The sequence below is a fragment of the Streptomyces solitudinis genome (assembly GCF_036323765.1).
Classification (GTDB): domain Bacteria; phylum Actinomycetota; class Actinomycetes; order Streptomycetales; family Streptomycetaceae; genus Streptomyces.
This window is the reverse complement of the sequence record NZ_JAZDCW010000006.1, coordinates 12,579-38,954: the sequence shown is the minus strand read 5'-3', so window position 1 is coordinate 38,954 and position 26,376 is coordinate 12,579. Positions and strand designations below refer to the sequence as shown.

The 26,376-nt window shown below is 73.5% G+C and carries 26 protein-coding genes, 1 tRNA gene, 3 pseudogenes and 1 riboswitch; of the genes and pseudogenes, 9 read left to right on the top strand and 21 right to left on the bottom strand.

The features are described 5' to 3' along the window. The first annotated feature begins 79 nt into the window (after positions 1 to 79). Positions 80 to 280 carry a hypothetical protein gene (locus tag V1J52_RS16660; RefSeq protein WP_330140631.1) on the top strand — a complete coding sequence of 67 codons (201 nt, stop codon included), beginning with the start codon at positions 80 to 82 and terminating at the stop codon, positions 278 to 280. A 131-nt stretch (positions 281 to 411) separates the two neighbouring features. On the opposite strand, the gene V1J52_RS16655 is transcribed toward V1J52_RS16660, so the two are convergent. After that, a complete protein-coding gene (locus tag V1J52_RS16655; protein WP_330140630.1) occupies positions 412 to 843 on the bottom strand; it encodes a subtilase-type protease inhibitor in 432 nt (143 codons plus the stop codon). 810 nt (positions 844 to 1,653) lie between these two features. Continuing rightward, positions 1,654 to 3,553: pseudogene (locus V1J52_RS16645) on the bottom strand (MDR family MFS transporter); the annotation flags it as partial. Between the two features lie 244 nt (positions 3,554 to 3,797). Between V1J52_RS16645 and V1J52_RS16640 the strand changes: the two are divergent. Continuing rightward, the gene (locus tag V1J52_RS16640) at positions 3,798 to 4,007 is read left to right on the top strand and encodes a hypothetical protein (protein ID WP_330140628.1); all 210 of its coding nucleotides are present in this window, start codon (positions 3,798 to 3,800) and stop codon (positions 4,005 to 4,007) included. A gap of 173 nt (positions 4,008 to 4,180) precedes the next feature. Here the strand turns inward: V1J52_RS16640 and V1J52_RS16635 are convergent, their stop codons facing one another. The 7 genes from V1J52_RS16635 to V1J52_RS16605 all read right to left on the bottom strand — a co-directional run bounded on the left by V1J52_RS16635 (position 4,181) and on the right by V1J52_RS16605 (position 8,157). Beyond that, positions 4,181 to 5,059 (bottom strand): RNA polymerase sigma factor SigF, encoded by an 879-nt coding sequence (locus V1J52_RS16635; RefSeq protein ID WP_330140627.1) that lies wholly within the window; start codon positions 5,057 to 5,059, stop codon positions 4,181 to 4,183. A gap of 200 nt (positions 5,060 to 5,259) precedes the next feature. Next, on the bottom strand, positions 5,260 to 6,051 hold the full coding sequence (locus tag V1J52_RS16630) for an RNA polymerase sigma factor SigF (protein ID WP_330140626.1): 792 nt from the start codon (positions 6,049 to 6,051) through the stop codon (positions 5,260 to 5,262). Positions 6,052 to 6,210: 159 nt separating this feature from the next. Next, entirely contained in the window at positions 6,211 to 6,372 is a 162-nt protein-coding gene (locus tag V1J52_RS16625; protein ID WP_330140625.1) for a hypothetical protein, read from the bottom strand. A gap of 112 nt (positions 6,373 to 6,484) precedes the next feature. Continuing rightward, positions 6,485 to 6,571: transfer RNA gene (locus V1J52_RS16620), tRNA-Ser, on the bottom strand. A gap of 10 nt (positions 6,572 to 6,581) precedes the next feature. Then, the gene (tadA, locus tag V1J52_RS16615; protein WP_330140624.1) at positions 6,582 to 7,130 is read right to left on the bottom strand and encodes a tRNA adenosine(34) deaminase TadA; all 549 of its coding nucleotides are present in this window, start codon (positions 7,128 to 7,130) and stop codon (positions 6,582 to 6,584) included. Positions 7,131 to 7,159: 29 nt separating this feature from the next. Further along, positions 7,160 to 7,690 carry a tRNA adenosine deaminase-associated protein gene (locus tag V1J52_RS16610; protein WP_330140623.1) on the bottom strand — a complete coding sequence of 177 codons (531 nt, stop codon included), beginning with the start codon at positions 7,688 to 7,690 and terminating at the stop codon, positions 7,160 to 7,162. 179 nt (positions 7,691 to 7,869) lie between these two features. Then, a complete protein-coding gene (locus V1J52_RS16605; protein WP_330140622.1) occupies positions 7,870 to 8,157 on the bottom strand; it encodes a hypothetical protein in 288 nt (95 codons plus the stop codon). Positions 8,158 to 8,230: 73 nt separating this feature from the next. Between V1J52_RS16605 and upp the strand changes: the two genes are divergently transcribed. Further along, positions 8,231 to 8,866, top strand: a complete 636-nt coding sequence (upp, locus tag V1J52_RS16600; protein ID WP_330140621.1) for a uracil phosphoribosyltransferase — start codon at positions 8,231 to 8,233, stop codon at positions 8,864 to 8,866. A gap of 91 nt (positions 8,867 to 8,957) precedes the next feature. Here the strand turns inward: upp and V1J52_RS16595 are convergent, their stop codons facing one another. From V1J52_RS16595 to V1J52_RS26155, 5 genes and pseudogenes are all read right to left on the bottom strand, one after another. Then, positions 8,958 to 9,611, bottom strand: coding sequence for a LytR C-terminal domain-containing protein (locus tag V1J52_RS16595; protein WP_330140620.1), 654 nt, complete (start codon positions 9,609 to 9,611; stop codon positions 8,958 to 8,960). Positions 9,612 to 9,767: 156 nt separating this feature from the next. Beyond that, on the bottom strand, positions 9,768 to 10,064 hold the full coding sequence (locus V1J52_RS16590) for a type II toxin-antitoxin system VapB family antitoxin (RefSeq protein ID WP_030543771.1): 297 nt from the start codon (positions 10,062 to 10,064) through the stop codon (positions 9,768 to 9,770). Positions 10,065 to 10,218: 154 nt separating this feature from the next. Further along, a complete protein-coding gene (locus V1J52_RS16585) occupies positions 10,219 to 11,805 on the bottom strand; it encodes a M28 family metallopeptidase (RefSeq protein WP_330140619.1) in 1,587 nt (528 codons plus the stop codon). Positions 11,806 to 12,064: 259 nt separating this feature from the next. Continuing rightward, a pseudogene (locus tag V1J52_RS16580) lies at positions 12,065 to 12,304 on the bottom strand (FAD-dependent oxidoreductase); the annotation flags it as partial. Between the two features lie 91 nt (positions 12,305 to 12,395). Then, positions 12,396 to 12,482, bottom strand: a pseudogene (locus V1J52_RS26155) (FAD-dependent oxidoreductase); the annotation flags it as partial. 450 nt (positions 12,483 to 12,932) lie between these two features. Here V1J52_RS26155 and V1J52_RS16575 point away from each other — a divergent pair. From V1J52_RS16575 to V1J52_RS16555, 5 genes are all read left to right on the top strand, one after another. Beyond that, positions 12,933 to 13,223 carry a Sec-independent protein translocase family protein gene (locus tag V1J52_RS16575; RefSeq protein WP_330140618.1) on the top strand — a complete coding sequence of 97 codons (291 nt, stop codon included), beginning with the start codon at positions 12,933 to 12,935 and terminating at the stop codon, positions 13,221 to 13,223. Positions 13,224 to 13,349: 126 nt separating this feature from the next. Next, positions 13,350 to 14,096, top strand: coding sequence for a DedA family protein (locus V1J52_RS16570; RefSeq protein ID WP_330140617.1), 747 nt, complete (start codon positions 13,350 to 13,352; stop codon positions 14,094 to 14,096). Between the two features lie 235 nt (positions 14,097 to 14,331). Next, positions 14,332 to 15,573: a PP2C family protein-serine/threonine phosphatase gene (locus tag V1J52_RS16565; RefSeq protein WP_330140616.1), complete on the top strand. Its 1,242-nt coding sequence runs from the start codon at positions 14,332 to 14,334 to the stop codon at positions 15,571 to 15,573. Positions 15,574 to 15,814: 241 nt separating this feature from the next. Next, positions 15,815 to 15,946, top strand: a riboswitch (cyclic di-AMP (ydaO/yuaA leader). A gap of 11 nt (positions 15,947 to 15,957) precedes the next feature. Beyond that, positions 15,958 to 16,977: a M23 family metallopeptidase gene (locus V1J52_RS16560; protein WP_330140615.1), complete on the top strand. Its 1,020-nt coding sequence runs from the start codon at positions 15,958 to 15,960 to the stop codon at positions 16,975 to 16,977. Positions 16,978 to 17,462: 485 nt separating this feature from the next. After that, a complete protein-coding gene (locus tag V1J52_RS16555) occupies positions 17,463 to 18,647 on the top strand; it encodes a DNA cytosine methyltransferase (protein ID WP_330140614.1) in 1,185 nt (394 codons plus the stop codon). On the opposite strand, the gene V1J52_RS16550 is transcribed toward V1J52_RS16555, so the two are convergent. From V1J52_RS16550 to V1J52_RS16540, 3 genes are read right to left on the bottom strand one after another with little or no spacing between them, the layout of a single operon-like run. Continuing rightward, positions 18,567 to 19,058: a very short patch repair endonuclease gene (locus V1J52_RS16550; protein ID WP_330140613.1), complete on the bottom strand. Its 492-nt coding sequence runs from the start codon at positions 19,056 to 19,058 to the stop codon at positions 18,567 to 18,569. The genes V1J52_RS16555 and V1J52_RS16550 overlap by 81 nt on opposite strands. Before the next feature lie 2 nt (positions 19,059 to 19,060). Then, the gene (locus tag V1J52_RS16545; RefSeq protein WP_330140611.1) at positions 19,061 to 19,234 is read right to left on the bottom strand and encodes a hypothetical protein; all 174 of its coding nucleotides are present in this window, start codon (positions 19,232 to 19,234) and stop codon (positions 19,061 to 19,063) included. Positions 19,235 to 19,275: 41 nt separating this feature from the next. After that, the gene (locus tag V1J52_RS16540; protein WP_330140610.1) at positions 19,276 to 20,262 is read right to left on the bottom strand and encodes a NaeI family type II restriction endonuclease; all 987 of its coding nucleotides are present in this window, start codon (positions 20,260 to 20,262) and stop codon (positions 19,276 to 19,278) included. A gap of 330 nt (positions 20,263 to 20,592) precedes the next feature. Between V1J52_RS16540 and V1J52_RS16535 the strand changes: the two genes are divergently transcribed. Then, positions 20,593 to 21,243, top strand: coding sequence for a hypothetical protein (locus tag V1J52_RS16535; protein WP_330140609.1), 651 nt, complete (start codon positions 20,593 to 20,595; stop codon positions 21,241 to 21,243). Here V1J52_RS16535 and V1J52_RS16530 read toward each other — a convergent pair. The 4 genes from V1J52_RS16530 to V1J52_RS16515 form a co-directional block, all read right to left on the bottom strand. Continuing rightward, positions 21,240 to 22,481 (bottom strand): PrsW family intramembrane metalloprotease, encoded by a 1,242-nt coding sequence (locus V1J52_RS16530; protein ID WP_330140608.1) that lies wholly within the window; start codon positions 22,479 to 22,481, stop codon positions 21,240 to 21,242. The genes V1J52_RS16535 and V1J52_RS16530 overlap by 4 nt on opposite strands. Positions 22,482 to 22,627: 146 nt before the next feature. Next, on the bottom strand, positions 22,628 to 23,365 hold the full coding sequence (trmB, locus tag V1J52_RS16525) for a tRNA (guanosine(46)-N7)-methyltransferase TrmB (protein ID WP_443075862.1): 738 nt from the start codon (positions 23,363 to 23,365) through the stop codon (positions 22,628 to 22,630). Between the two features lie 84 nt (positions 23,366 to 23,449). Next, positions 23,450 to 24,763 carry an L-2-hydroxyglutarate dehydrogenase gene (gene lhgD, locus V1J52_RS16520; RefSeq protein ID WP_330140606.1) on the bottom strand — a complete coding sequence of 438 codons (1,314 nt, stop codon included), beginning with the start codon at positions 24,761 to 24,763 and terminating at the stop codon, positions 23,450 to 23,452. A gap of 106 nt (positions 24,764 to 24,869) precedes the next feature. Next, complete coding sequence (locus tag V1J52_RS16515) at positions 24,870 to 26,315, bottom strand: NsdA family TPR-like regulatory protein (RefSeq protein ID WP_330140605.1); 1,446 nt, start codon at positions 26,313 to 26,315, stop codon at positions 24,870 to 24,872. Positions 26,316 to 26,376 lie beyond the last annotated feature (61 nt).

The window sequence follows — 26,376 nt, the reverse complement described above, 5'->3', positions numbered from 1 at the left end:
GTCGCCGTGACCTATGGGCCGTGTGGGTGGATAAGCAGGTCGAAGCAGTATCCGACGAGACGGCAGGACGAAGAACGCCATGAAGATCAGAATGACCGTGCTGGGAGCCCTGGCGCTGGCCCTCTTCCTGCCCGCAGGGGCCGCCTCCGCGGACGAGACGCACAGCGGCTCGCACAACGCGCCGCGGGTGGCGCTCGTCTCGACGGGGCAGATCGACGATCCGCTGGAGGACGTCCTCGAACACGCGGCGGTCCTCGGCACCACGTACGTCTTCGACTGAACCGCCCCGCGGCGGCGCGGAACAGACGGACCGGGGGCGGCCACGGAGAGCGGGGGAGCCTCCGGACCGCCCCCGGAAGCGTCCCGCCGCGGGGAGGCTGCGCGGGACGTTCTGGAGCGTGCGTGCGGTACTCAGAAGGCGAAGACGGCCCCGCCTTCCGCGTTCTTCACGCACGCGTTGCCGTAGGTGTGCTCGTGGGAGACGCGGCGGCCGTCCCACACGCCCTGGGCGGTGACGACGACCGGGTCGTAGTGCATGGGGCAGAACGTCCCGTCCGGGTCGTTGAGGCTGCCGAAGTCCCCCTCCGCCGCCCGGAGCTGGCGGCAGGCCGCGGCGGCGTCCGGGTGCGTACCGCCGGGTTGCGGGGCACAGGTGAGCGTCACGGCCCGTTCGGGGACCGTGGTGGCGGCGCTGTCGCCCTGGGCGACGGTCAGCGTGAGGGCCGTGGGCCCGAGGGGGCCGGGGCCCGGGGTGGCGGGCGCGGCCTGGGCGGCGCCGCCCAGCGGCACGAACGCGGCTGCTGTTAACAGGACGCCCGTGGCCAGCTTCGCGGTGATCCGCATGGTGTGCTTCCTTCCGCTCGGAATTGTTCGTTGGCGTGCGGTTCTACGGTCCGGAGTCTGTCGAGAACCTTCACCAGATGCACATCGACCGAACAGAACAAGAAGCTTTGCGTATTCAACCAGTGGCGTGAAGTGACTGCGCCGAGCCGCGCGTGGCCTGCGACGACCCGCTTTCCCGCGGTGCCGACCGACAGAGCCGAGCCGCTCGCGCCCCGGTCCCGAAAGGCCGGAAACACCCGCCGCGTACCCGGGATCCAGCCCGCGTCACCGCGTCACCGCGTCACCGCGTCACCGCGTCACCGCGTCACCGCGTCACCGCGTCACCGCGTCACCGCGTCACCGCGTCACCGCGTCACCGCGTCACGGTGCCACCGCGTCGCCATGTCGTCGCCGCGCCCCCGGCCGGGCCCCGGCCGCCCGGAGCCGTGGACACGCGCACGCCCCTCGCCCGGCCCGCGCGGCGACCGGCGGTTTCACCGGTGCGTCCCCGGGACCCCCGCACCTGGCGTTCAGCGGCCCGGCGCCGCGCCGCAGGAAGGGCGCACCGCCGCCCGGCTGGGCGCCCCGGTGACCGTCCTGCTCGGCATGGGCCTGCTCGCCACCGGGCTCGCGGTGGTGGCCCGCTGGGGCAGCGACGGGTACGGGCCCGTGGCCGCCGGGCTCGTCGTCATCGGGACCGGTGTGGCCCTCGCCCTGCCCACGATGGCCAACGCCCTGATGTCGGCCGTCCCGCGGGAACGGGCGGGCGTGGGCGCGGGCGTCAACGGCACGCTCGCCGAGTTCGGGAACAGCCTGGGCGTCGCCGTGCTCAGCTCCCGGTTCACCGCGCTGCTCCTGCCCGCGGCCGTCGGCGCGCACTCCCTGCCCGACGCGCTCGCCGCCGCACCCGGCGCGGCGGACCGGGCGGCGGTGGCGGACGCCTTCGCGGACGGCGTGCGCACCGGCCAGTACGCGGGCGCGGCAGCCGTCCTCGCGGGCGGCCTGCTCGCCTGCCTCCTGCTGCGCCGCGCCCGGCGCGCCCCGGCGCCGTCCGCGGCGCCCCGGCCGTCCCGCAGCGGCGGACGGGGCCGTCACCGCCGTCCCCGGACGCGCCGCGGCCGTCACCGCCGCCGCTGACGCGGGGCGGTGACGGCCGTGAGTGCGGCGGTCCGGGGAGCCCGGGGCTACGGCCCCGATCCCCGGCTCAGGACTTCGCAGCGGGCGACTCCAGGGCCGACGCCGTCTTCAGCGGCACCTCGCGCACGCACAGCACCAGCACCAGCGCGACGGCGGCGACGGGCGTCGCGTAGAGGTAGACGTCGGCGATGCCGTGCCCGTAGGCGCTCTCCACGACGGCGCGCACCGGGCCGGGCAGCGCGTCCAGGTCCGGGATGGCGGAGCCGCCGCCGCCCGTCGGACCGCCGTGGGAGATCCCGGCGCGGGCCATGCCGTCGGCCATGTAGCGCGTGATGCGCTCGGAGAGCACCGCGCCCATCACCGAGACGCCCACCGCGCCGCCCAGGGAGCGGAAGAAGGTGACCGTGGAGCTGGCGGTGCCGAGGTCGGCGACGGAGACCTGGTTCTGCGTGGCCAGCACCAGGTTCTGCATCATCATGCCGATGCCGAGGCCCAGCAGCGCCATGAAGAGCGCGACCCGCCAGTACGGGGTGTCGTGGCGCATGGTGCCCAGCAGCCCGATCCCCGCCGTGACCAGGACCGCGCCCGTCACCAGCCACGCCTTCCAGCGCCCGGTGCGGGTGATGATCAGGCCAGAGGCGGTGGAGGACAGGAAGAGGCCCGCGATCATCGGGATGGTCATGACGCCGGACATGGTCGGGGACTGGCCGCGCGCGAGCTGGAAGTACTGGCTGAGGAAGACCGTCGCGCCGAACATCGCGATGCCGACGAACATGGACGCCAGCGCGGTGAGCGTGATCGTCCGGTTGCGGAACAGCCGCAGCGGGATGATCGGTTCGGGCGCCCTGGACTCCACGGCGACGAAGGCCAGGGCCAGCAGCACCGAGCCGCTGGTCATGACGGCCGTCTGCCAGGACAGCCACGGGTAGTTCTTCCCGGCCAGCGTGACCCAGATGAGCAGCAGCGAGACGGCCGCGCTGATCAGCACCGCGCCCCGCCAGTCGACCTTCACGCCCTCGCGGCGCACCACGGGCAGCCGCAGCGTCTTCTGGAGGACGATCAGCGCGATGACCGCGAAGGGCACGCCGACGTAGAAGCACCAGCGCCAGCCGAGCCCCGGGGTGTCGGTGAGGATGCCGCCCAGCAGCGGCCCGCCGACCGTCGCCACGGCGAAGGTGGCCCCGAAGTAGCCGCTGTAGCGACCGCGTTCGCGCGGGGAGACCATCGCGGCCAGGATCGTCTGGGCGAGTGCCACCAGGCCGCCCATGCCGAGGCCCTGCACGGCGCGGAAGGCGATCAGCGTCCCCGTGGACTGCGACAGTCCGGCGCCCGCCGAGGCCAGCACGAAGACGACGATGGCGGTCTGGACGAGCGCCTTCTTGCTGACGAGGTCGGCGAGCTTGCCCCACAGCGGGGTGGAGGCGGTCATGGTCAGCAGGGAGGCCGTGACGACCCAGGTGTAGGCGCTCTGACCGCCACCGAGGTCGGAGACGATCTGCGGCAGCGCGTTGGAGACCACCGTGGACGACAGGATGGCGACGAACATGCCGAGCAGCAGCCCGGACAGCGCCTCCATGATCTGCCGGTGGGTCATCGTGGGCGCACCGGTGGGGCCGGGCGCCCCGGGCACCCGGCCGCCGGTGCCCGCGCCCCTGGGTATCTCCGCGTGGGCCGTATCCGTCGGCGCCGCCATACACGTCCTCCATAGTTCGTTGCTCTAAGCAACTGTAGGGGCGGAGGCCGGACCGGTCCAAGCGGAAACCGGGGCACGTGAGGCAAACAATCCTTAAAGCTCCCGGGCGTGGAACGCGGGCCGCCGGTTCGCTAAGGTCACGCGTATGGCACACCACCCCCAAGCGCCGCAGGGCCCCGAGGGCCAGCACGACCCGGCGGGCAGCACCCAGATGTTCCGCGCCTTCGTCGACGAGGGCGCGCCCGAGCGTCCCGCCGCCCCGGCCGCGGCCGCCAAGGGCCCGCGCGTCGGGCTGATCGCAGGCGTCGTCGTGGCCGTCCTGGTCATCGCGGCCGTCGCCTGGCTCGCCTTCTGACCCGCCCGGCACCCGCCGCTCCGGAGCCCGGTGCTCCGGAGCCCGCAGCTTCCTGAGCCCGGCGCCACGGCACCGCCTTGCCCGGCGTGCGGAGACGCCCGGGTGCGGGTGACGCTGGTGCGCGGTGACGCCCGGCTGCGGTGACGCCCGCGTCTGGGCGTCACCGCGCCGCCTCACTCCTCGGAGATCAGCCCGTCGCGGAGCTGGGCCAGGGTGCGGGTCAGCAGCCGCGAGACGTGCATCTGCGAGATGCCGACCTCCTCGCCGATCTGCGACTGCGTCATGTTGGCGAAGAACCGCAGCATGATGATCTGCCGCTCGCGCGCGGGCAGCCGCGCCAGCAGCGGCTTGAGCGACTCCCGGTACTCCACGCCCTCCAGGGCGGTGTCCTCGTAGCCGAGGCGGTCCGCGAGCGAACCCTCGCCGCCGTCCTCCTCCAGCGACGGGGAGTCCAGCGAGCTGGCGGTGTAGGCGTTGCCGACCGCGAGCCCGTCCACCACGTCCTCCTCGGAGACCCCGAGGCAGACGGCCAGCTCGGCCACGGTGGGGGAGCGGTCGAGCTGCTGCGACAGCTCGTCGCTGGCCTTCGTGAGCGCCAGCCGCAGCTCCTGGAGCCGCCGCGGCACGCGCACCGACCAGGAGGTGTCCCGGAAGAAGCGCTTGATCTCGCCGACGACGGTCGGCATCGCGAACGTGGGGAACTCCACGCCGCGTTCGCAGTCGAAGCGGTCGATGGCCTTGATGAGGCCGATCGTGCCGACCTGGACGATGTCCTCCATCGGCTCGTTGCGGCTGCGGAAGCGGGCTGCCGCGTAACGCACCAGCGGCAGGTTCAGCTCGATCAGGGTGTCCCGGACGTAGGCCCGCTCCGGGCTGTCCTGCGCGAGCGCCGCCAGCCGCAGGAACAGGGAGCGGGACAGGGTCCGGGTGTCGAGCGCGGTGACGTCCGGCGGAAGCCCGGCGTCGCCGGGTGCCTCGGCCGACGTGCCGGCCTCGGCGTCAGTGCCGATGACGTCGGTGAGCACCTTGGAGCTGCCCAGTTCTACGGACATGCCACCCCCTTGAGGTCGCGGACGGGTCGCAGCGGCCCCCTCGCAGGCGAGGGTGCACCCCCAGCTCAATACCGGCGGCACGGCCACGGCAAACGCGGTTCTTGCAGAATGTCACAAGTCAGCAACACGACGTAGCGCCATGTCGATAAAACAGCACAGCTCCATGTGTGCGCAACCCGGTCGTGTGTCGCTCGAACTGATTAGGCGTCGATGGTGTTTGCGGCACGCAGACGGGCGAAGCTCCGCGACAGCAAACGGGACACGTGCATCTGCGACACCCCCAGCTCCGCACTGATCTGGGACTGCGTCAGGTTCCCGTAGTACCGCAGGAGCAGAATCCGCTGCTCACGCTCGGGCAACTGCACGAGCAGGTGGCGCACGAGATCGCGGTGCTCGACCCCGGCCAGCGCCGGGTCCTCGTAGCCGAGCCGGTCGATGAGCCCGGGCATCCCGTCGTCCCGCTCCTGCGCGGCCTCCAGGGACGTCGCCCGGTAGGCGCGGCCCGCCTCCATGCAGGCCAGCACCTCCTCCTCGCCGACACCGAGCCGCCCCGCGATCTCCGCCGTGGTCGGATTGCGCCCGTACAGCACGGTCAGGTCCTCGCCCGCCGCGCTCACCTGCGCCCACATCTCGTGCAGCCGCCGCGGGACGTGGACGGTGCGCACGTTGTCCCGGAAGTACCGGCGGATCTCCCCGATGATCGTGGGCATGGCGAAGGTCGGGAACTGCACGCCGCGCTCCGGGTCGAAGCGGTCGATGGCGTTGATCAGGCCGATCGTGCCGACCTGGACGACGTCCTCCATCGGCTCGTTGCGGTGCCGGAAGCGCGCGGCGACGTAGCGCACGAGCGGGATGTTGGCCTCGATCAGCGCGCTGCGGACCCTGCGGTGCTCCGGAGTGCCCGGCGACTGCGCGGCGAGCTGTTCGAAGAGAACCTGGGTCAGCGCCCTCGTCCTCGCGCTGCGGCTCTCGCCGGCCTGAGTCGCCGCCATTCTTCGCACCACCCCTTCACGGTCCCTCTCCCGGCGAAAGCGGTCATAGCATCACAATTTGCCATGACCGTGTGCAAGCACCGGGAAAATCCGTGTTGGTTCAGCGTGCAACCGAACGGCCCTTCGCGGGCGCCGCCCAGAGGGCCGTTCGGACCAGTGTCAGCCGATCAGCTCGGTCATGAAGTCGCCCACGCCGCCCGCGGCGTCGCTGACCCCCTGGAAGCCCACCCCCACCAGCTCGGCGGCCCGCTCGGGCGACGTCACGATCGTGTACAGCACGAAGACGACGAGGATGGTCGTCAGGACCTTCTTTATCTGCACGTGCCGCCCCTCCAGCGTCCCCGCTGCGCCGCCTCCCCTGCACGCAGTCGCGCGAGTCTAACGCCCACGCCGAAGGGCCGGACCTGTCGGTCCGGCCCTTCGGCGATCACAGCGGTAGCGGTGGGATTTGAACCCACGGAGGAGTTGCCCCCTCACTCGCTTTCGAGGCGAGCTCCTTCGGCCGCTCGGACACGCTACCGGGACGGAGTTTAGCCCACCCCCCGCCGCGGACCGAAATCGGTGTCCGGGCGGCCGCGGAAGAAGTCCGTCAGGAGGGCGCCGCACTCCGCCGCCAGGACGCCGGGGACGACCTCGGGGCGGTGGTTGAGGCGGCGGTCGCGGACGACGTCCCACAGGGAGCCGGCGGCACCCGCCTTCGGGTCGCGGGCGCCGTAGACGACGCGGTCCACCCGGGCCAGCACGAGCGCGCCCGCGCACATCGTGCACGGCTCCAGGGTCACGACGAGGGTGCAGCCGCCCAGGCGCCACGCGCCGCGCGTCCCGGCGGCGGCGCGCAGCGCCAGGACCTCCGCGTGGGCGGTCGGGTCCCCGGTGGCCTCGCGCTCGTTGCGGCCCCGGCCCAGCACCGACCCGTCCGGGCCCAGCACCACCGCGCCCACCGGCACGTCACCGGTGTCCGGGGCGCGGGCGGCCTCGGACAGGGCGGTCCGCATGGCGGGGCGCCAGGGGCCCCGGAGCGGGTCCTGCGGCGGGTCACGGTGCGGGGGCGGGGGCGGGACGGGGGTGCTGGGCGCCATGCGGTCCAGTGTCGCCGCTCAGGCGCCGGTCACCGGACCGCCTCCAGCAGTTCCGCGCAGCCGAGCGCGTCCGCGATCTCCCCGAGCGCGTCGTCGGCGGACAGGGACAGCACCTCCTTCTCCTCGACCCCGATGTCGGCCAGCAGCTCCGCGTCGCCGACCGGCCCCTCCGGGACGGCGTCGGAGCCCGGCCCCGGCTCGTCGCCGTCCGGGGCCGGCTCCCCGTCCTCGGTGCCGTCGAGGTCGGTGAGGCTGTCGAGGTCGTCCGCGGCCTTCGGCTCCCGCCCGAGGAGTTCGTCGGTGAGCAGGATCTCCCCGTACGCGCTGCGCTGCGCCGCCGCGGCGCTGGAGACGAAGATCCGGGGGTCCTCCTCACCGTCCACCCGGACGATGCCGAACCAGGCGCCTTCCTGTTCGATGCAGACCAGGACCGTGTCGTCGTCGGCCGACGCCTCGCGGGCGAGGTCGGCCAGATCGGCCAGGGTCTCCACGTCGTCGAGGTCCGTGTCGCTCGCTACCCAACCCTCTTCGGTACGAGCGAGCAGTGCGGCGAAGTACACCGTGACTCTCCCACTGGTTTCCGGTGTTCCCGAGTGCTCAAGTGGGGCGGCGCCCCGCTCACTCGGAATCGTGACAGAAACCAGGGCTCCTGGAGGAGTCTTCGGGCGTGCGTCGGGCAGGTGTTTGTCGGTCGTCCGTCCGCTCGCCCCGGGCGGCGGGGCCGCGGACGGCGGCGGTCTCACCAGCGGAACGTGCGCATCCGCATCTGCTCGCGCATCCGGGCGGCCCGCGCCCTGCGGGGCTTGACCCGGTCGCGCAGGGCCTTCGCCTCGCTCAGCTCGCGCAGGAACAGGGCCCGCCTGCGCAGCCGTTCCGGGTCGGGGGCGCTCTCGTAGGGAGCCGGTTCCGGGTGGTTCCGCTCGACATGGCCGTGCCGTGCGGCGCCGCGCTGAGCGGCACCCCGGTGGACGGCACCCCGGGAACGGGACCTGGCGTCGTACTGCGCGTCGTACTGCGCTTCGGACATTTCGGCCTCACCTCCGCGTATGCCATCACTTTCCCCGGAACACCTGTTTCATGCCACCGGTAGGGTCGGGGGCATGCGGACCCACGTCGTCGACCACCCGCTGGTGGCGCACAAACTGACCACCCTGCGCGACCAGCGCACCGATTCGCCCACCTTCCGGCGCCTCGCCGACGAGCTGGTGACCCTGCTCGCGTACGAGGCCACCCGGGACGTGCGCACCGAGCAGGTCGACATCGCCACGCCCGTCACGCGCACGACCGGAGTGCGGCTGTCCCGGCCGCGCCCGCTGGTCGTGCCGATCCTGCGCGCGGGGCTCGGCATGCTGGACGGCATGGTGCGGCTCCTGCCGACGGCCGAGGTCGGCTTCCTGGGCATGATCCGCGACGAGGAGACCCTCCAGGCGTCCACGTACGCCACGCGCATGCCCGAGGAGCTGTCCGGGCGGCAGGTCTACGTGCTGGACCCGATGCTGGCCACCGGCGGCACGCTGGTCGCCGCGATCCGGGAGCTGATCGCGCGCGGCGCCGACGACGTGACCGCGCTGTGCCTGCTCGCCGCCCCCGAGGGCGTGGACCTCATGGAGCGCGAACTGGCCGGCACCCCGGTGACGGTCGTGACCGCCGCCGTGGACGAGCGCCTGAACGAGAACGGCTACATCGTGCCGGGTCTGGGCGACGCCGGTGACCGGATGTACGGCACGGCGGGCTGACCCGGCCTCAGAAACGGCCCCGGCCGCGGGGCCGCACCCGCCGGTGCGTCCCGGTGCGTCCGGCGGCACCGGCCGCCCGACGGGCCCGGAGTCAGCAGCCGGACGGGCTCGGGCTCGGCGAGGGGCTGGCCAGCGCCGTCAGCGTGCGGGCCGCCGCCTGCGGTCGGGCCAGCGCCCGGTAGGCGTCCCCGAGGACGAGGTCCACGCTCTCGGCCGCCTCGCCCCGGCGTGCGGCGTCCGTGCGCGGCTCCGCGTCCGCCAGGTGGGCGCCGAGCAGCGCGAGGGTGCCGGACTCCGCCAGTTCGGGGGCGGCGACGAGCAGGCCCGCCGCGCGGACCTTCCCGTCCAGCTCCGGCGGCGCGTTCTCGACGGCGCCGATGGTGAAGCCGCGCTCGCCCAGCTCGTCGGCCGTCTTCCTGGCCAGGCCGGTGCGCTGGGTGGCGTTGTAGACGTTGACGGTGACGGCCGCCGGTTCCGGCGGCCGGACCGGCTCGGCCTGCTGCCCGGAGACCGGCCGCTGCTCCGGCCCGGCGGTGCAGGGCGCCGTGTGCGCCGCCGTGGTGACGGACTCCCCCCGGCCGGAGAGGAGCTGGACCGCCCCGAAGGACAGCAGGCCGAGCGCCGTGATGGCGCCGACGGCGCCCAGCACCATCCGGCGGCGGCCGCGACGCGGCCGCATGCGCGGGTAGCGGTCACCCGTGATGCGGTACTTGCCGCCCATGCCGGGGGGCGTCAGCATGCTCATGAGCGCAGGGTATCGCCGTCACACCGATGTGCGTACTGGCTGATGAGCTGAGAGGTGCGGGGCGGTCCCCGAAAGGATCACAACGCTGCGGAAAAGGGACCGGCGGACGGCGGGACGCGCGTCCGGCGGCTCCCGGGACCGGCGGCGGGAGGGCCGTCAGCCCAGCTCCAGCACCCGGGCGTGCAGCACCTGGCGCTGCTGGAGCGCCGCCCGCACGGCCCGGTGCAGCCCGTCCTCCAGGTAGAGGTCGCCCTGCCACTTCACGACGTGCGCGAACAGGTCGCCGTAGAACGTCGAGTCCTCCGCGAGGAGCGTCTCCAGGTCGAGCTGCCCCTTGGTGGTGACGAGCTGGTCGAGGCGGACCGGACGCGGGGCGACGTCCGCCCACTGGCGGGTGCTGTCCCTGCCGTGGTCCGGGTACGGCCGGCCGTTTCCGATGCGCTTGAAGATCACACGGAAAGCCTACCGGGCGCGCGGCGCGCGGCGCAGCTTTCGCCGGGGCGCGTGCGGGCGCCCGCACGCGCCCCGGGTCCGCGCGCACCCACCCGCCGGGCGCCGGACCGGGAACCGGCCCGGCGCCCGGCGGGCAACCGGTGAGGGAAAGGGGCTACTCCGTCGCGCCGCCGTGGCCGTGGTCGTGACCGCCGTCGGTGTCGGCGCCCGCGCCGGAGGGCACGAACGGCACCTCGTCCCACAGCGAGGAGGTGTTCCAGGCGTAGCGGCCGACCGCGTCCGCGATCACCCGTACGTTGACGTCCAGCGCCTTCTTGCTGACGTTGCGGATGTCGTCGCACGCCTGGTGGTAGCAGGCGTCGTACGCCGTCCCGGCCTCGCCGCCCCACAGGGCGACCTGCTCCGGCGTCTTCACGCCCTCCGCGCCGGTGAAGGTGCCGCCCGAGGGGATGCCGACGGCGATGAAGGGGCCGTAGTCCGAGCGCCCGGAGAAGTCCGTGCCGCGCGGCTCCTCGCCCCGCGAGCGGATGAACTCGCTGATCCCGTGCTCGATCTGCGCCGAGCCCTCCGGGCCCGGGCCCTCGCCCACGCCGTCGGAGTCGTCGCCGTCGTAGACGAACAGGCCGTAGTTGGGCGAGGCGATCATGTCGAAGTTGAGGTAGAGCGCGATGCGCTCCCGCTCGGCCTCGGACAGCTCGCCCACGTAGTGCTCGGCGCCCAGCAGTCCGAGTTCCTCGGCGCTCCACAGCGCGAAGCGCACCTTGTTGGCCGGCTGCTTCGGGTGGCCCCGGTGCCACTGCTTGGTGGCCTTGGCGTACTGGAGGGCCGTCTCCAGCACCCCGGCGGAACCGGAGGCGTTGTCGTTGATGCCCGGCCCGTCCGCGACGGAGTCGAGGTGGGCGCCGACCATCACCACGTTGTCCGGGTCGCCCCCGCGCGTCTCGGCGATGACATTGGACGTGGTGCGCTCCTCCTGGAACTCGATGACCTCCAGGTTGACGGTCACCTCCCCGGCCGCCACCGCCGCCGACAGCGCCTGGCCGTCCGCCTGGGAGAGGCCGGCGGTGGGGATGACGCCGACGTCAGGGTCGCCGAGCGTGCCGTTCAGCTCCCCCTCGGTGTTGTTGTAGACGACGGCGCCGATCGCGCCCGCCTCGGCCGCCGCCGTCTGCTTCTCGGCGAACGCGCAGCCGCCGCGCTGGATGAGGGCGATGCGGCCGGTGAAGTCGCCGGAGGCGTAGTCGTCGGCGGTGCAGCCGGTGGTGGCGTCCTCGTCCACCGGGACCTCGGTGACGGCCGCCTCGATGCCGCCCTCGGGCGTGCTCGGGGTGTACGTCATGAGCCGCAGCGGGATCTCGCGCCGCTCGGGTGTGAGCTGCGTCAGGTTCTCGGCGACGGTCTCGCGGTAGGTGAAGTCGAAGTCCTGGTACGTCACCTTGTACCCGGCCGCGCGGAGCAGCAGGCCCGCGTACCGGGCGGACAGGTCGTAGCCGCGCGAGCCGGCGGCGCGGTTGCCGTCGTTCGCGTCGGCGATGGCCTGGAAGACCCGCATGTGGCGCAGGGCGCCGTCGCCGGTGGTCCGCTGCACGAGGTGCCGGGCCAGCTTCTCCCCGCGGTCCGCCGGGTCCTGCTTGGCGGCGGCGGGGGCGGTCCCGGCGGCGAGCAGCAGGGGCGTGGCCACGGCCGTCGCGGCGAGCGCGGCGACGGTACGGCGTCTGGTACTGGTGGGTGAACGGTGCACTGACGGTCCTTCCGATGGGTTCGGCAGGGGCGGCCGGGCAGGTCCGGGCGCGAGCGGACCGCGGCGGTCCGCGCGGGCCCGGGGGACGTGCGGGTCGAACGGGCCGGGCTGCGACCGCTGTTCGACGTGGGACGTGCCGTGTCCGGGTTGCGGACGCGTCGCAGGGCAACCTAACGCCCTCGCGGCCAAGTGGGAACAGGTGTCGCAGTGTTCACTCGTGCGGGGCTGGCGGGCGCTCCGAGGTGTGCAAGGGGCCCGGTCACGGGACGTCGGCGAGCACCTCCCGCGCCGCCCGCGCCCCGGAGGCCAGGGCGCCCTGCACCGGGCCCGTGGCCCGGTGGTCGCCGCAGACGTACCGGCCGGGGCCGACGCGCGTCGTGCGGCTCAGCGGCCGGGGCGGCACCATGACGGGCAGCGCCTCGGAAACCGTGCGCGACGCCACGTGCTCCCAGCCGCCGGTGTCCGTGCCGTGGACGTCGGCCAGCGCGGCGCGCACCGCGCTCGGTCTGCACGAGCACGCCGGGGGTGAAGGGCCGCAGCCGCAGGGCGCGCAGGTGCAGGCGCCGTCTGACCTGCGGGTGGGAGGTGTTGGACACCTGGAAGCCGTCATCGAGCAGGAAGCCGCGGTGCCGGTCGGTGCGCATGCGCCCGCCGGCCCGGTCGGCGGCCTCCAGCACGCGCACGGCGCGGTCCACTGCGCCCAGGTGCGCCGCGCCCAGGTGCGCCGCGCGGCTGTCCGGCGGGCCGGACGCGCCGGGCGTACCGGTCCGGTCGGGTTCGCGCGGCGCCCCGGGTGCGCTCGTTCGGTCCGGCTCACTCGGCACGGGCGGCACTTCCTTCCTCGGGAGTCCGGCGAAATTTCCTGTCAGTCACTTCATCTGACGATACGTCCGGGGATGCGCGGTACACGTCCGCCGCGCGCGGGGTGTCGCGCCCGGCCCCCGCGCGGCGGACCGGGGCGGACCGCCGGGGCCGCACGGGGGAGGCCCCCCGGGGGCATGTCCCGGTAAGGAACAGCCGGGAAGGGCCCCGGGGACGGGGCGGGGAGCCCGGCCGCCGGGGGCTTGGGGCATAGTGGATGCCGATGCCCGCCGAAAGGCGCGGGCCCGCTGGGAAAGGGGGCGGCAGTGCTGGCCACCACACGGTCGTCGTCGCACCTGCTGCTGCTCGCCGTCGCGCCCCCGGCGCGCGGTCCGCAGAAGCCGCCCGTCCTCGCCCGCGGCCTCGGCCACTCCGCACGCGTCCGCAAGGCCGAGGGCCGGGCGACGCGGAACGACGCGGCCGTCCCGTCCGTTGCCCCCAAGACCCCCGCGTCCCCCGGAACCGCCACCGGGCCCGCCAAGGCCACCGCGCCGCCGGCCACCGTCGCCGCGACGGAGCCCGTCGGAGGGAAGGCCGAGCAGCGGCCCACCGCCTGACACCCGCCGCCGCGCAAGCACGGTACCGGCCGCCGGGAGGCCCGGGGCGGCGGCTGCCCCGCGCGTGCCGCCTCCCGCCCCCCGTACCCCGGCGCGTACGCGCGCTCTGACCGAGGAAACTGATCAGTGACTCCACTCGCGCTCGGACCGAGCTGGCTCGACCCCGACTACCTGATCGCCACGTTCGGCCTGCTGGGCATCCTCGCCATCGTCTTCGCGGAGTCCGGCCTGCTGATCGGGTTCTTCCTGCCCGGCGACTCCCTCCTGTTCACCACCGGCCTGCTCGTCGCCACCGACCAGTACCTGCACTACCCGCTGTGGCTCGTGTGCGTCCTGATCGTGATCGCCGCCGTGGCGGGCGACCAGGTCGGTTACCTGTTCGGGCGGAAGGTCGGCCCCGCGCTGTTCCGGCGGCCCGACTCCCGATTCTTCAAACAGGAGAACGTCGCCAAGGCGCACGAGTTCTTCGAGAAGCACGGCCCGAAGTCGCTCGTCCTCGCCCGCTTCGTGCCCATCGTGCGGACGTTCACCCCGATCATCGCGGGCGTCAGCAACATGACGTACCGCACGTTCGTCACCTACAACATCATCGGCGGCGTGCTGTGGGGCGCGGGCGTGACGCTGCTCGGCGCGCTGCTGGGCCAGATCGCCTTCGTCCGCGACAACATCGAGCCGATCCTGATCGGCATCGTGTTCCTGTCCGTCGTCCCCATCATCATCGAGTTCTGGCGGGCCCGGCGGGAGGGCAAGCGCAACGCGGCCCAGGAGGTCGTCGAGGCGCTGTCCGAGGCCGACGGCCCGGCCGCAGGCCGTCCGGCCGCCCCGGCGCCGTCGCCCGCGCCGCGCGGCCGCGGCCGCCACGCCCGCCGCTGACCGTCCGCGGTCGCCGTCAGGCGCACGGCCCGCCCCGTCCCACGGCGTCCGTCCCACGGCGGGGCGGGCCGGCGGCCGCCGCCCCAGCCCGCCGTCGCGCAGGCCCGGAGCCACCCGGCTCCGGGCCTGCGCGCGTCCCGCCCCCGCGCGGGCGGCTGCCGGGCGCGCGGGGGCCTTGCGCCGAATGGCCCGGCCCGGGTCGCCCGGTGCGCGGCAGGGCGGCCACAGTGGACGCGTGGGCAGGCGAGCACGGTGGCGGACGCGGGCGGCGCCCCGGGAGACGGCGGGCGCCCGCCCGCCGGGTGCGTCCGGTCCCGCGCGGGCGTCCGGTCCCGCGCACACGCCCGGCGGACGGGCGTCCGGCGGGCTGGAGGAGCCCGGCGCCGCCCGGCGGATCGCCCTGCTGCTGCCCCCCGCCCTGCTGGCCGCCGCCACCGTCTCGCAGTACGTCTATCCGGCCGACATCGTCTTCGGGGCCGCCTTCGCCGCCGCACCGCTGGTCGCGGCCCCGCTCTACTCCACCCGGGCCACGGCCCTCACCGGGCTGCTCGCCTCCGCGACGTTCATCTGGCTCGTCCACGTGCGCGAGAGCCTCGCCCTGTTCGAGGGGGTGCTCCGGGCGACCACCGTCGCCACCGTGGCCCTCCTGGCCGTGGGACTGAACCGTGTCGTGCGCCGGGGCGCGGCGCAACTGGCCTCCGCCCGCGACGTCGCCGAGGCCGCCCAGGTCGCGCTGCTGCCACCGCCCGAGCGGCGGCTCGGCCCGCTGGAGATCGCCGCCCGCTACCAGGCCGCCCACACCGAGGCCAGCATCGGCGGCGACCTCTACGCGGTGCAGGACACCCCGCACGGCGTACGGCTGCTCGTGGGTGACGTGCGCGGCAAGGGCCTGGACGCGGTCAGCGCCGTCGCCATCGTGCTCGGCGCCTTCCGCGAGGCCGCCGAACGGGAGCCCTCCCTGGAGGCGGTCGCCGTCCGGCTGGACCGTGCCCTGGAACGGGAGGGACGCCGCCGGGAGGGCACGCTCGACGAACGCGAGGGGTTCACCACCGCCGTGCTCGCCGAGGTGTCGGACGACGGTCGGCTCCGCCTGGTCAACCGGGGCCACCCGCCGCCGGTGCTGCTCACAGCGGACGGCGGCGTCCGCCTGCTGGAGCCGCCGTGCCCGGCGCTGCCGCTGGGGCTCGCCGACCTGCCCGCACGGGACGGTGAGGACGCCGTGGCGCACGAGACCGTCTTCCCGCACGACGCCACGCTGCTCATCCACACCGACGGGCTCACGGAGGCCCGCGATCCGCGCGGCGTCTTCTACGACCTGCCCCGGCGGCTCCGGGTAGGCGGCTGGTCGGGTTCCGGCCCGGAGAAGCTGCTGGACGCGCTGCTGGCGGACCTGGCCGCCTACACGGAGGACGGGCCGACCGACGACCTGGCCCTGCTAGCCGTCACCTTCCGTGACGACGCGGAACGCCTCAGATGACAACTTGGCCACGATCTGGCCCGGAAGGGCAACCCTTTCCTCGGGCCGAATGCCCGGGTTCGTCCTCGCGTGCGGCGAACATCCTGGTGGCGGCGGGGTCTTGTTCCCGTCAGGGCTTGGAATATGAGCCCGTCGTCTATTAACGTTCGATAACGCAGCGCGGTCGTCACCGCCGCCACCATGGCGGCACCGTGCGCCTTGGCCGAATCCTGACGGTGCGTCAACGGGCAAACACAGCTGCACCACAACTGCACCAACGCACCGAAGGAACCGGGGAACCACTTCCTTGGGGTGAATCGGGCCTCCGGGCCCGTAGGAGACCTTCCTGCTCCGAACCCGTCAGCTAACCCGGTAGGCGAGAAGGAAGGAAAGGAGAACGCCTCCGTGGCGTCGAGCAGGTCTGCCCCCGAGGTTCCGCACGCCCAGTACGAGGTCTACGGGCCGTCCGCCGGGGACACGTGGAACGAGTGGAACCCCACCGAAGAGACCGTGCGCCCCGTGCGCGGACGCCACCGCGTGGCCAAGCAGCGCTCCGGCATGGCACGCAGCGGCGCCGTCCTCGGCGTCGGCATGGTCGCCGCGATCGGCGCGGGTGGCATGGCCACCGCGCAGGCCAAGACGAAGGCCCCGCTGTCCGTGCCGGACCTGGCCACCCTCGCCGGGGACATACCCGTCGCCGAGGCCCTGCTCGGTGAGGCCGCCGAGGCCGCCCCCGAGCCCGTCGCCGCGCCGCTCACCCAGGCCGCGCTGACCGCCGAGGACACCGCCGCCGGGCAGACCGACGCCGGTGAGGCGCTGCGCGCCCGCATCCTCCAGCAGGCCGACCACCAGCAGTCCGCCGCCGAGCGCGAGGTGCGCGAGGCCGCGGAGGCCGCCGCCGCGTCCGAGGCCGCCGACGCCGCCGCCGAAACGGCCGAGGCCGAGCGGAAGGCGGAGGAGGAGCGCCAGCGCAAGCTGGAGGAGGAGCGCCAGCGCAAGGCGGAGGAGGAGCGGCTGCGCAAGCTCGCCGCCAGCTACACCCTCCCGCTCAGCGGCTACCAGCTGACGTCCAGCTTCGGCGACTCCGGTGCGATGTGGGCCAGCAACCACACCGGCCAGGACTTCGCCGCGCCCACCGGCACCCCGCTGAAGGCCGTCCACACCGGCACCATCAAGGAGGCGGGCTGGGCCGGCTCCTACGGCTACCGCATCGTGCTGGAGCTGGCGGACGGCACCGAGGTCTGGTACTGCCACCTGTCCTCGATGACGCGCACCAGCGGCCAGGTCACCACCGGCGACGTCATCGGACGCGTCGGCTCCACCGGCAACTCCTCCGGGCCGCACCTCCACATGGAGGTCCGCCCCGGCGGCGGCGACCCGGTCGACCCGCTCACCTGGCTGCGGTCCAAGGGCCAGAACATCTGACGCCGACCGGCCGGGGACGCTGCCCGGCCGGTCACCGACCCCGGCGGCCCTGGTGACCCACCCCCCGACACCAGGGCCGTCGGCCTGCCCGCCCCCGCCCCGCGCTCACGCCACCACCCGACGCCCCGCCCCCACCCGGAACGCGCCCCACCTCGGACGCCCGCCGCGCCGGGAGACGTGAGACGAGGAGCCGACCGCCGGCAGCCGTGGAGTCCGCGCGGCGCCCCGGTCTTCCCCGCCCCCGGCCCCGGGCACGCCTTCTCGCCGAGTAGCCTCACAGGTGGACAGCGCCGCGGTCACTGACCGCGTTCCGAGGGCGGCCGACGCACTCGGGAGAGACTTCCGTGCTAAGCCACAGGGGGCTGAAAGCGCTGCATGAGGCGACGGTGGACACGAGGGACCACAGCAGTGTCAGTGGCCGGTGTCACCCTCTGTAACTGTGGACGTAGACCGGCGTCCGCTGGCAAAACCCGCAAGGAGGGTGCATGAGCAGCACGGACTCAACGCTGACCTCAGTGGAGATCTGTGCCGGTGCCGGAGGGCAGGCCGTAGGGCTGCACCAGGCAGGATTCCAGCACCTCGCACTGATCGAGATCGACGGCAGCGCGTGTGACACGCTGAGGCTCAACGTGACCGAGGAAGCCGGCTGGGGGGACTGCGAGATCCTCCAGGAGGATCTCAACCAGTTCGACCCTGCTGTGCTCGGCCTCAAGGAGGGAGAACTGGGCCTGCTCGCTGGCGGGGTGCCCTGCCCCCCGTTCTCCTCGGCTGGCCTGCAACTGGGGGAGAACGACGAGCGAGACCTCTTCCCCGTCATGCTCGACCTCGTGGACTACCTCAAGCCCAGAGCCGTGATGATCGAGAATGTGCGCGGACTTCTTCAGCCTCCCGACAAGTTCCGCAGGTACCGGGACGAGGTCATCCGGCGCAGGCTCACCGAGGCCGGGTACGTGATCTGCGGGTGGGAGGTGATCGAAGCCTGTGACTACGGCGTTCCGCAGCTCAGGCCCCGCGCCATCCTCGTCGCGATGCGTCCTGAGTTCGCCGGGCACTTCTCCTGGCCCGACCCGGGGGACGTCGAGATGGTCACGGTGTACGACGCTCTCCACGAGTCGATGAAGCGGCGCTTCGGTGACTCTCCCGAGGGGCGGAAGGCGTACGACCGCTGGTCCGCCAAGGCACGGGGCGGCATTGCTCCGACTCTGGTCGGCGGGTCGAAGAAACACGGCGGCGCGGACCTGGGGCCGACACGTGCGAAGTCAGCGTGGCGGAAACTCGGTGTGGACGCCATGGGGGTCGCCAACGAGCCACACGAGATGAAGGACCCGGAGCGGGACCTGTATGCCAGGGACCGCGAAGGCGTGCCCATCGGCCCCAAGCTCACTGTGTCGCAAGCCGCACTCGTGCAGGGCTTCCCCGCCGACTGGAAGTTCTCCGGCCGCAAGACCGCTGCTTACCGTCAGGTCGGAAACGCCTTTCCGCCCCCCGTCGCAAGAGCGATCGGACAGCAGATCGCCCTGGCGCTGGAGAAGGGGACGCACACCCCCAGTACGCTGGAGCTCCCGCCGCACCCCGAGGAGCACTGCACGCTATTCGACATTCCCGGGACGACGCTGGGCGCGCGATTCGGTGACCGTGTGCACGATCTGGAGAGCACAGTCGTCCGGTGACTCGTGCTCCCAGAACCTCAGCACGGTCCAGCCCGCCTGAGTGAGCCGCTGGTCGGTGTCCCGGTCGCGTGCCACGTTCTTCGTGATCTTCTCCGACCAGTACCCCGGGTTCGTCCTCGGGGCGACGTAGTGCTCGGGGCAGCCGTGCCAGTAGCAACCGTCGACGAAGACGGCGACTCTGGCCGGACGGAACACGAGGTCCGCGGTCCTCCGGACGCCGGGCAGCGGCCGGGCCGCCACGCGGTAGCGCAGGCCGTGCGCGTGCACGAGCTGCCGGATCACCTTTTCCGGTCTGGTGTCCCGGCTGCGGATGGCCTGCATGTTCCTCCGCCGCGCGGCGGAGGACGCCCAGGAGCCCTCGGGCGGCTCCCAGCCGGCGGCTGCCCCATCAGTGGTTCCCGTCCCCGCCATGGTCACCACTTCACCAGCGGGGCAGCCAGCCCGTCATGGGGAAGGAGGCGCTGCTGTCCGGCGCCCCCGGCCCAGACGATGGGGTGTTCCGCGTTCCTGCCCGTCAGTGCGTCCACTGACGCTTCTCCGCCGGGCTTGCGCTGTCCGAGGTGTGCCGTGGCGAAGGGTGCTGACATGGTGCTGGAGGATAACCGATGCCCCACTTGGCGTGTCGCTCTCACCGCGTGTGCTTGGGCAGCTCGGGCGCCCGCTCCACCGGGGCGTCCGGCTCCGCGCGCACCCAGGATCGTCCGTCCAGCGTGACGTGGGGCTGGTTCCGCTGCTCCTGCGCTGCTTGCACGACCCGCACGCTGACGAACTCGCCTTCGCGCGGTACGGCGATGTTGAGCGCTGCGGCGGCGTCCCGGTGACTCGCGTAGTCTCCGAAGATCAGAATGCCCTCCTGGCGCAGGGCCGTCCGGGCTCCGCCGTTGCCACGCACACGCTTCATGTAGTCCTTCTGCTGGGCGACCGTCCGGACGACGTTGCGGCCTATCCGGCGGTTCTGTGCCCTGCGGAACAGCTCATTGACACGAGCCTGGCCTGAGGACGGGGCGAAGACGGCGGACCGGTCACCCGGATCCATGTGCAGGAGCACGTTCTGCGGCAGCTCGGAGTCCTTCCAGAGCCACCGGATCTCGCTCCGGTGGGCCGCTTTCACCGTCAGCTTGAGGTCCCGGTTGTTGCCGTGGTTCAGCCACTCCCGTCGTATCCGCAGCAGGCCGGCGCTCCAGCGGCTCTTGTAGTCATCCGCCCACAGCAGCAGGCAGACGTGGCCGACCGCCTCGGGCGGGATCATCCAGCCGCCGAACTGCTGGGAGTACTTGCAGTCCACCTCGACACCGGCGATCCGGTAGTCCATGAGAGCGCCGTCAGCGAATCCGAACTCCCGCTGCACGTTGATCTCCACGAGCGTTCCGGCATGCGTCTTCTCGGTCTTGTACAGGGTCTTCCAGTCGTAGCGCCCTGTGACCTCCCCGTTGAGCAGCTGGTCGATGGTGTCCCTCAGGACGGCGCCGAACCTGGTCCCCTCCGGATCGAGCTGACGCAGCTGTGTCTCGACAGCCGCCAGCTCCGGGTCAGGCAGCTGTCCTGCGGCGATCCTGGCAGCCGCGGTGGCGTCGGTGGTGAACAAGGTGGCGTCCTCGGAGCCGTCCTCCGCCATCAGAACCCTCACTTCCCCCTGCGCGCCCCGGCTCGCCCGTGGGCCAGTCCGACGGTAGCCGCTGGTGCTGGTACGGCGTGGGGGAGTCCGGTGTCCGGTGTCAGAGCCGGTTCGTAGCCTGCCCGTGACACCGGATGAAGCAGTGGTTACCCCAAGGGGGAGCGTGTGACTGACTTAGAGGCGGTGCTTCAGCGGTTCTGCACGGCTGGGAGCACGCGGGACACCTATGACTCGTGGCTCCGGGACGAAAGACGGCGCGATGTCGTACCCGTGCTGCGGCGGCACCGGTCACAGGTCGTCTACACGCTGACGCCTGAAGACGTCACACGGGTGTGCGAACGGACAGAGCACGCGCTGGGGACAGTCCAGCGCAGCGCGGGTGAGAGCGTCAGGGGCATTGTCGACTGGCACCCGGCGTTCGCCTTCGCCCACACCTTCCACGTCTGCATGGAACGGACCGGAAGGCTCCCGACGTACGGACAGTTCCGGGACTTCGCCTTGGAAGACGAGCTGGGGCGGCGGATGCTGGGAGACCCGGCCAAGCACAAGCTTGAGGCGGAGCAGCTTAAGGGGGTGCCGCGCGACCAGGCTCGTGCTGCGATGCGCTGGCGCGTGGGGAACGCCTACTACGGTTTCCTGCGGGAGGTCTACACCGTCGTGTCGCTGCGGTCGAGGGGCATCGGTCTGGAAGTGCATCCGGTGGCCGACGCTCTCTTCCGGGCAGACGCGTGGGCGGGCAGGACGGTGCTCAGCCTGCGCGTCGGCAACGCGGAGTTCCGTCGGGGTGACCGGGAGGGACGGAAGGTCAGGACCGAACAGCTGCTGGCCGACGTCCGTCCCGCGCTGCACTTCCTCCCCATCGAGCTGGGCGCCGCCACCACGTACGGCAGGGTCCACCTGCCGTCCCGGGACCATCTCGAAGCAGCGCTGCGGCAGATCCGGCAGGCCGGACAGCTCTCGGCGGAGGGTCCGGCAGGCTAGCGCCGGACACCCGGATGCTGTGCGGGAAACGGATAGGGGTAGTGCGGGTGGGGGCGGTGGGGGGTGGCGGCGGTGGTGGGCGGGCTGGCCAGGGGGCGGCGGGTCAGCAGGTGGTAGAGCAGTTCCTGCTCGCGGGCCGCGAAGTCCGGAGCAGGTGCGCCGCGTTCGGCGCGGGCCCGCAGCAGGGCCAGGGACGTGGCCGCCGCGTGGTACTCGGAGACGGCCTGGGCGCCGGGTTTGCCGTGGGTGCGGCGGGCGAGGGCGCGGGCCTGGGAGCGGGCGTGCATGGAGCCGAGCGTCCAGGGCTCGGCGGCGTTGATCCAGCCCTGCGCGGCGTACGCGTGCAGGGTGTCGCGGACCGTGCGCAGCTCCTTCTGGCGGGACCACACCGCCAGCCAGATCAGGGTGGCCAGCACGGGGACCATGAACAGGGCGTAGACGAGCAGGAAGTGCAGGCCCCGCTGGGAGGCCGACCCGTTCCACAGGGCGTGCAGCACCATGGACGTGAGCAGGCCGAGCAGGGGCAGGGCGACGCGCAGGACCCGGCGGCGCGGTGGGAGCGCGGCGGCGATGCCGAAGCCGATGCCCGTCAGCGCGGTGAACAGCGGGTGCGCGAACGGCGACATCACGATCCGCGCGAAGAACGTCTGGGCGGTCGTGGCGACGCCGTCGGACAGGATCTGGTCGTCGGCGTAGGCGGTGCCCAGGTAGAGGATGTTCTCGGTGAACGCGAAGCCCGCGGCGGTGACGCCCGCGGTGACGATGCCGTCCACCACGCCGCTGAAGAAGCGGCGGCGGTGGAGGAACAGGAGCAGCACGGCGGCCGCCTTCGCCAGCTCCTCGACGACGGGGGCGACGAAGGTGGCGCCCACCAGGTCGATGTCGCCGTTCGCGACGACGCTCGTGACCAGCCACTCCGCCGTGAAGCCGTTGGCGATGACCGCCACCAGGGTCGCCGCGCACGCCCCCCAGGCGAACGCGAAGGCGATGGCCCGCCACGGGGACGGTTCGACGCTGTCCACCCAGCGGAACGCGGCGATGAGGAGCGGCACGGGCAGGACGGACAGGGCGAGGCCGATGAGGAAGCCCTCGGTGCCGGTCTGCTCGCGGACGATCGCCAGGATCGTCAGGCCGCACAGCGCGAGCAGGATGCCGATGGCGACGGCCCGCAGGGTGCGGCTGTGCCACCACGGCGCCCGGCGCGGCGCGTAGCGCCACTCCGCGGGCGGCACCGGCATCGCGGGGGGTGCCGGTGACCCGGCCGGGGCCGGTGGCGCGGCGGGGGCCGTCGGTGGGAGCGCGGGGACCTCCCCGGGGGCTTGTGGGCGCACTCGTTGAACCCTAATTCACCACGGCGGACGCGGAAGGGCGATTTCCGCCGCCCTCAGCCGGCGACTCGGCGGAAGAGCAGGTCGCGCACGGTGTGGCCCTTGTCCAGGCCCTGCCCCTCGAAGCGGGTCAGCGGCCGCACGGCGGGCCGGGGCGCGAAGCCGCCGTCCGGCTGGGTGTTCTCGAACGCCGGGTGGGCGGTGAGGACGGCGAGCATCTGCTCGGCGTAGGGCTCCCAGTCCGTGGCGCAGTGCACCAGGGCGCCCGGGGCGAGCGGGACGGCGGCCAGGTCGAGGAAGGCCGGCTGGAGGATGCGGCGCTTGTGGTGCCGCTTCTTCGGCCAGGGGTCGGGGAAGTAGAGGCGCAGCCCGGCCAGGGACGCCGCGGGGAGCATCTTCTCCAGGAGGATGACCGCGTCCCCGTTGGCGACGCGCACGTTGGTGAGGCCGTGCTGTTCCGCCAGCCGCAGCAGGTTGCCCTGGCCGGGGGTGTGGACGTCCACGGCGAGGAGCGCGGTGCCCGGTTCGGCCGCGGCCATCCGCGCCGTCGCCTCGCCCATGCCGAACCCGACCTCCAGCACCACCGGGGCGTCCGGGGGGAGGGTGTCGAACAGGGCGGGCAGGTCCAGGACGCGCAGGCCGTCCACGTCCAGGCCCCAGGCGGGCCACAGCCGCTCCAGGGCGTCGCGCTGCGCCTGGGTGACCCGGCTGCGGCGGGGCTGGAAGCTGCGGATGCGCCGGTCGTGGTGGGAGCCGGCCGGGTCGGCCGCCGGCCCGGCGCCTGGCGGGAACATCGGCCGCCGGGGGCCGTCGGGCGGGGACGGGGGAGGGGAGGCCGGGCGCTCCCCGGGCACGTTCTCGGACACAGTGCCGCGATGTTACCGGCCGAGGCCGGCCAGGACGCGTCCGGCGATCTCCCGGCCGATGGGCAGGGCGGCCGTGGCGGCGGGGGAGGGCGCGTTCAGCACGTGCACGGTGTGCGGCGCCTCGGTGATGAGGAAGTCGTCCACCAGCGTCCCGTCGCGCAGCACCGCCTGGGCCCGCACCCCGGCCGGGGCCGGCCGCAGGTCCCTTGGGGTGACGGCGGGCAGCAGCCGGCGGACGGCGTCGGTGAACGCCCGCTTCGACACCGAGCGGTGCAGCTCGCCCGCGCCGTACCGCCAGTGCCGGCCGGCGATGCGCCACGCACCGGGCCAGGCCAGGGTGGCGGACAGCTCCCGGGGGCGCACCGTCCGCCAGCCGTAGCCCTCGCGGGCCGCCGCGGGGACGGCGTTGGGGCCGATGTGCACGCTGCCGTCGATGCCGCGGGTCAGGTGGACGCCGAGGAAGGGGAAGGCGGGCTCCGGCACCGGGTACACCAGGCCCCGCACCAGGTGCGCGCGGTGCGGGGCCAGCGTGTAGTACTCCCCGCGGAAGGGGACGATCCGGGCCGGCGGCTCGTCCCCGGCGAGCCGGGCCACCTCGTCGGAGCGCAGGCCCGCGCAGTTGACCAGGGCGCGGGCGCGCAGGACGGTGCCGGTGCCGGTGCGGACGGCGACGCCCCGCCCCGCCCTGCGGTCGACGGCGGTGACGCGCTCGCCGCACAGCACCCGCGCGCCGGCGTCGCAGGCGAGCCGGGCGAGCGTGCGGGTGACGGCGGAGTAGTCGCAGACGCCGGTCGTCGCCACGTGGATCGCCGCTTGGCCCGCCACGTGCGGCTCCAGGGCGGCGAGCTGGGCGGGGCCGAGCTCGCGCAGCGGAATGCCGTTGTGCCGGCCGCGCTGGGCCAGGGCGTGCAGCCGGGGCAGCTCCGAGCGCTCGGTGGCGACGATGAGCTTCCCCGTCACCTCGTGCGCGATGCCGTGCTCGGCGCAGAACTTCACCGTCTCCGCCGCGCCCTGGGCCGCGAGACGGGCCTTCAGCGAACCCGGCCGGTAGTAGATCCCGCTGTGGATGACACCGCTGTTGCGCCCCGTCTGGTGCCGGGCCACGCCCGCTTCCTTCTCCAGCACCACGACCCGGGTGCCGGGACGGGCGCGGGTGAGCGCGTACGCCGTGGACAGGCCGACGATCCCGCCGCCGACCACCAGCACGTCGCAGTCGTACGGCGGGCGCGGCCCGCCTGGGCCGCCGGGGCTGGGCGGGGAGGAAGGGGCCGTCCGGCCGTCGTTCGAGGGCACCACACCGTCCATCATGGGTGGCGGCACTGACATCGCACAGCGGCGCACCTCACCCGCCGGGTGTCCGGTGCTGGTGCTGGTGCCAGGGCCAGGGCCGGTTGTGCCGGTGCCGTGCGGTGGCCGTCCGGCCCGCCGTGCCTCACGCGGGTGCCGCCAGTAACGGGCGGGCGCGCTCGCGGAACTCCACCACGCGCGGGTTGTCCCCGTACGGTTCCATGCGGTGCAGCAGGTCGCGGACGTACTCGGTGGTGCGGGCGGACGATATGCGGCCCGCCACCTCCACCGCCCGCGTCCCGACGGCGCACGCCGCGTCCAGGTTGCCCGACTCCAGCTCGGCCACCGCCGAGACGAGCAGCCGCAGCCCGTGCGAGCGCACGAACTCCTCGGTGGGCCTGGACAGCGCCTGCTCGGTGAAGCGGCGCACCTGGCGCGGGGCGCGCAGGTCCCGGTAGCACTCGGCGGCGTCGGCGGCGAGGCGGTCGTAGGAGTAGAAGTCGAGCCAGGACGGGTCCGCGTCACCGTCCCGGGAGCGCTCCAGCCAGCTCTCGGCCGCCGCGAGCGCCGCCCCGCAGGCCGGTGCGTCGTCGGCCTTGGCGTGCGCGCGGGCCTCCACGAGGTGGAAGAAGCTCATGACGCGGGCCGTGGCCACCGAGCGGTTCCGTTCGAGGGCCGCCTGCGCGAGGTCCACGCCCTCGTCGGCGAAGCCGCGGTAGGTGGCCTGGAGCGACATGGACGCCAGCACGTAGCCGCCCAGCGGCACGTCGGCCGCGGCGCGGGCCAGCCGGAGGGCCTGGATGTAGTAGCGCTGGGCGGCTTCCTGCTGGCCGGTGTCGAACGCCATCCACCCGGCGAGCCGGGTCAGTTCGGCCGTCGCGCCGAAGAGGGCGCGCCCGACCTCGTCCGAGTACGCGCCGAGCAGCAGCGGGGTGGCGTCCACGCGCAGGCACTCCGGCACCATGGACGAACGCCAGTCACCGCCGCCGTACTTGGAATCCCAGCGCCGGGACTCCTCGGCGGCCTCGCGGAGCTTGGCGACGTCGCTGTGGCCGACCCGCACGGGTGCGGACGCGGACAGTCCGTAGACCCGGGTGCCCTGCGCGTCGGCGCGGACGTCCCTGGCGACCGAGCTGTCGGCCGGACTGATCAGCCAGCGGGAGGCGGGCGTTGCATAGGCGCTCACCGCGAAGGAGCCCGCCAGGGACTGCCACACGCTGCCGTTCCCACGGCGACCGGCGAGATCCAGCCGGTAGAGATCCGTTGCGGACTTCACAGCCGCACCCACATCGCGCGGGAAGGACAAGCCGATCTCGGGCGCCGGATCGGCGTCCGCGAGGCCGATCTCGTGCAGCGGCACGGGGCGTCCCAGCTTGCTGCCGATCGCGGCCGCGATCAGATGCGGCGCCGCGCCCTGCGGCACCATGCCCTTCGACACCCACCGCGCCACCGACGTCTTGTCGTACCGAAGTGACAAACCGCGCTGCGCTCCCAGGTCGTTGACCCGGCGGGCGAGCCCCGCGTTGCTGATTCCCGCGAGGGCGAGAACGGTCCCGAGCTTCTCGTTCGGTCCGCGTGGCTCCCTGGACATGGCACCCCTGACACAACCGACGCCCGCCCCGCCGCACCCGGAACATGCTCGGGGCATTCGT